The 4,294-nt window shown below is 38.0% G+C and carries 6 protein-coding genes; 1 reads left to right on the forward strand and 5 read right to left on the reverse strand.

The genetic code is table 11. The annotated features are described in order from the left end of the window. The 5 genes from LWW95_11750 to LWW95_11770 all read right to left on the reverse strand — a co-directional run. Positions 1-792 (reverse strand): hypothetical protein (locus LWW95_11750; GenBank protein ID MDL1957700.1); only part of this gene is annotated, 792 nt, incomplete at its 3' end. Positions 793-1,133: 341 nt separating this feature from the next. Beyond that, a complete protein-coding gene (locus LWW95_11755; protein MDL1957701.1) occupies positions 1,134-1,898 on the reverse strand; it encodes a nucleotidyl transferase AbiEii/AbiGii toxin family protein in 765 nt (254 codons plus the stop codon). Next, positions 1,891-2,595 (reverse strand): hypothetical protein, encoded by a 705-nt coding sequence (locus tag LWW95_11760; GenBank protein MDL1957702.1) that lies wholly within the window; start codon positions 2,593-2,595, stop codon positions 1,891-1,893. Before LWW95_11760 ends, LWW95_11755 begins: the two co-directional genes overlap by 8 nt. 403 nt (positions 2,596-2,998) lie before the next feature. Beyond that, entirely contained in the window at positions 2,999-3,391 is a 393-nt protein-coding gene (locus tag LWW95_11765; protein MDL1957703.1) for a type II toxin-antitoxin system VapC family toxin, read from the reverse strand. 4 nt (positions 3,392-3,395) lie between these two features. Continuing rightward, positions 3,396-3,605 (reverse strand): antitoxin VapB family protein, encoded by a 210-nt coding sequence (locus LWW95_11770; GenBank protein MDL1957704.1) that lies wholly within the window; start codon positions 3,603-3,605, stop codon positions 3,396-3,398. 217 nt (positions 3,606-3,822) lie between these two features. Between LWW95_11770 and LWW95_11775 the strand changes: the two genes are divergently transcribed. Beyond that, positions 3,823-4,294, forward strand: a 472-nt coding sequence (locus tag LWW95_11775; protein ID MDL1957705.1) for a cysteine hydrolase, incomplete at its 3' end; no start/stop codon positions are given.

Here is a 4,294-nt window from a genome sequence, read left to right on the forward strand (position 1 = left end):
GGTTCTCCCGGCTCTAAAGCCTAAACTGGCCGATATGTAGGTGGTCTCTATGGGTCTGCCTTCAATTAAAGTGAGATCGCTGGTCCTGCCTCTCTCAACCACTAGGATGAAGCTGTCTGGTAGTCTCTCGTACTCTCTTCTAGGGTCTCCGGTGAGTATTATTTTCGCATCCCTAGGCTTAGTGCTGTGGACTGTAGTCTTGAGGTCTCTATCGATCTCTGTGAACCCGTAGTTTCCCAGGAACTCTCTAATAGCCTCCTCTCTCCTCCTCTTGGGTACTACAGCCATGTAGAGGTCCAAGCCTCCCCCTCTCCTCAGGATCTCAACTACTGTTTTCTTCGAGAGGCTCATCAATACTCCTAGGTCTGGATAGGATCTCTCCTTACCGGAGTACTTCTTAGTGAGCTTGAATACTAATCTCCTCTTCTCCCTCCTGCTAACGCTGGGTGCTTGTAGTTCTGGTAGAATTCCATCTAGCCACTCCGCAAACCCCCAGTCCTTTGCGGATTTTATTAGGCATGCCTCCCAGAACATAGGGAATACTATAGTGAATATCAATGAGGGAAAACCCTTGAATGCTTCCTCAAGGCCTAGTACTCCTATAGCGTAGAGGTGGGATAACATGAGGAAGGGTATTAATGAAAGTACATAGTATACTAGTGCAGTATGTAGTCTATGACCACTAACCAATGAGAGTAAGAGGACAACTGGAAGGGCTATAAGAGCAATACACATGAGCAGGCCTACATTAGCTAATTGAACTCCTATTGAGATCAGTTGGATGAGTATCATCACAAATAATTGAAGGGAGTTATATTTACTCTTCCTTTGAGTATGGTGAAAATAATACTATCCTGTGGCTAGCCTACAAATTTAACCGAACTTCGACCTTCCCACATAATCACTGTAGTTATATAAGTGCGCGCCTTGTCCTTAACATATTCGTACTCTCACGGTGTCGTGTTTGAGGGGTTGAAGTGCCCAGCGGAATCAGATTTGAAGTTTCAGAAAACCTAAGGGAGGATATTGAGCTCTTCATCGGTAGATCAGACATAGGTGCTTGGAAATTGTGTTCACGTTCAAGGGACCAAGAAAGTTCTCGTAGAGTTCAAAATAATCTAGCATTTCTCCACTCATGACATATTAGCTTGAATAGAATGAGATAATTCCTGTAATTCTTTTATTATTTTCTGTCTATCTCCTTCAGTATACCTCGTTGTTGCGAATGCTCCTCTCCAACTATTTAAGAAAGTTTTTCCCTTAATCTCTGGAATTATTCTTCTACTTAACTTAATCTGAAATATCTCTGGATAGGGCAGTATCTCCTTTATCCTTCTCCTAACCTCTTTAGGTATACCGTTATCAAGAATCAGAGAAGCTATATCTCTTATATCGGATGGTCTAGCTGATACTACCTTCATAATAAAATAATCTACATAGCTTGGAACTGGAAGCTTAACAAGATCATCAGCTATAGGTATCTTAACAAACTTTCTATTCTTAATCATCTTTTCATCTATCAGAATTATCTCTTTCTCCTCTCTACCTCTAATCTCACCCTCCATAAAATCGATGGAAACCTTAATCCTAAGCCTATCATACTTAACAAACTTTATACATCTTAAGAAACTATAGGTTCCACGCTTCTCAAAAGCCTCAACAGAATAATCCTTAGGCATAATTTCCTTAAGCTTATCGATCTTCCATCCTCTAGTTTTTCTTAAGGCGAAGTCACAATCTCTCGTATATCTGGTAAATGGTATGAATGCCCTAAGAGCGTATCCACCTATTAATATCAACTTAGGATCTGAAAATAAATTCGTTCTTCTCGATATTTTCTTAATTAATTTTAGTATTTCTTCCTCACGTCTTTTCATAAGCTCTATAGCTTTAGACAAATTCGATCACCTTATCTACAGCTTCATCAACCAACTCCTTGATATTACCGCTTAAACTAGTTTTTCTAACCTTAAACAAGTCCTTTCCAGTTTTTTCGTTGAATAAGCTACAACTGTACTTTATTACAGTCCAGACGCGCATATTGCTCCTAGAAACTCTTTTCCATCTACTTAATTTCTTCAACTTATGGAAGTTAATCTCATTTTTTCTGAAGTATAATGTTGCTAGAGCATCTAAGAAAGACCATTCAGTTATACAACTAACAATAGAAGATTCTAAAGACTCAACTAATAAATTACCTAACCTTACGTATTCATAGGGAACTTTTTTATCATAAACTTCGACTTCAAATATCCATCCTCTACTTCTACTGAATTCCTCCAAAGCTCGCTTATAGCTTCTATCCGTAACAGCCAATCTATATATGTTTCTATGCACAAAATCATAGTTCCATATGCTTGCAGCTGTCTGCTTAATCACGACCTTAAAGTTTTTATCCTCGGCTAAAAAGCTCCATACATCCTGTTCCTTAGGAATATAATACCATCCCCAGCTGACATACTTAACCTTACCTAATTGCTTCAACCTATGCAGGTACTCTTTAGCCCTGGGGTGAAATCTATAAGCATGCTTGACGCTAAATAAGCTACCTAAATAGCTCTTCCTCAATGTTGCGTTAAACGAATCTAAGTACATTAAAGTCACCTTTGATATTAATTTGGCACATAAATATAAAGCTTGTACTTAGTTTCGTTAGGGCTTTTGAAATTGGTCTACTGTCAATTCTTTTTGTTAATGTCCTGCCTATGTAATTACTTTTGTGATTTTGTATGTAGCAATCCACAAATTTTTACGTTTTTATCTATTAATCCTTTTTCTTCTAATCTTAGTAGAACTTTGTATATCTCTCCTTTGCTTAATGTTCGATTGAACTGTAGGCTCGGTGATAGTGTATGGTGAATTCGATCGCGTAGTACTTCTTAAAATCTGTTACAACCATAATTCTTCATTGTCGAATATAGATGGTATCACATAGCTTTTGCAAAAGAATGAAGCAGGCTCCGTAGGGGATAGCTACCTTATGTAGAGTTAGTATCATCTAGACTATGATTGCCTCTATATCTACTACTTTACTCATTGTTTGGAAGTCCCTATCTCTTGTTATTATCTTATCCACTCCATTAGCTAACATTATTCCACCTATCATAACGTCTAGAACGCTTACAGTTTCACCTAGTCTTTCAAGTTTTATCCATATCTCAGATGCCTTTTCAGAGGCCTCTAGGTCGAATGTGTAAACTGGATAGGCACTAAATAATTGATTAAAATATGAGATCTCTCTTTTACTCATAAATCTCTTCGCTCTAAAAATTTCGAAATATGATATCGAGGTTAAACATGCGCCCTCCTTATCAATTAAGCTAAAGTACTTTTTCACTCTATCTGGATTTTTAAACAAATCTATTATGAAAGAAGTGTCAAGCATGATCATTAACTCACCTTAACTTTACTCTCCTCCTAAACTCAAGCCATGTCTCCTCAAGGTACTTCAGTGCCTCACTATCCTTAAGCCTTCCAGCAAAGAACCTTACACTAATTCTAGGCCTATTTAGCAATCTCTCAATTACATCAGAGAAGCTTTCACCCTCTCTCTTCAGTTTGACGAGCTTTTCATATACTTCTTCTCTAATAGTTATTGTTTTCATGTGTTAATGTATTAACACACGAGAATATATGTATTACTCTAGCCCTACCTACTTTATTCAAAAGGTTGCAAAAAATTGTCCTACTATCATTTGATTGAAAGCAGAGTATTGATCTACGTACATTTAATGTTACTAAGGATTGCACTTATCAACTATAATATACAATTATTGTTAATTACACTTATTATGAGTTATCCCTAGACACTGAGGGATCTGTATGTCTAAGATGGCTATAATAGTAATAGATATGCTAAAGGACTTTGTCTACGGTGCGCTCAAGTGCGAGAGAGCGCTCCAGATAATACCTAATATCAAGAGGCTACTGGATTACGCGAGGAGAAAGGGAATACCCATCATATATGCTAATGATGCACATTTGCCTGAAATTGATCTGGAGTTTAAGAAATGGGGACCCCATGCTATAAAGGGTACTGAGGGGGCGGAGGTAATAGAGGAGCTTAAGCCTCAGGAGAAGGATTTCATAGTTGAAAAGAGGAGGTATAGTGCATTCTATGAAACGGGATTGGATATGTTGCTTAGGGAATTAAATGTGGATACTTTGGTTCTCACAGGCATACATACGAACATATGTGTTAAGCATACGGCGGCGGACGCCTTCTATCGAGGCTATAAGATAATAGTCCCAGAGGACTGTGTAACTGCATTTAAAGAAGAGGATCACAGATGGG

The sequence above is a fragment of the Candidatus Desulfofervidus auxilii genome, from assembly GCA_030262725.1.
In the GTDB taxonomy this organism is placed as follows: Bacteria; Desulfobacterota; Desulfofervidia; order Desulfofervidales; family Desulfofervidaceae; genus JAJSZS01.

What these genes read in the sequence shown, in the direction of transcription:
- LWW95_11770 (MDL1957704.1), bottom strand. Translation starts at nt 3,605, where the DNA reads ATGAAAACAATAACTATTAGAGAAGAAGTATATGAAAAGCTCGTCAAA.
- LWW95_11765 (MDL1957703.1), bottom strand. Translation starts at nt 3,391, where the DNA reads ATGATCATGCTTGACACTTCTTTCATAATAGATTTGTTTAAAAATCCA.
- LWW95_11760 (MDL1957702.1), bottom strand. Translation starts at nt 2,595, where the DNA reads ATGTACTTAGATTCGTTTAACGCAACATTGAGGAAGAGCTATTTAGGT.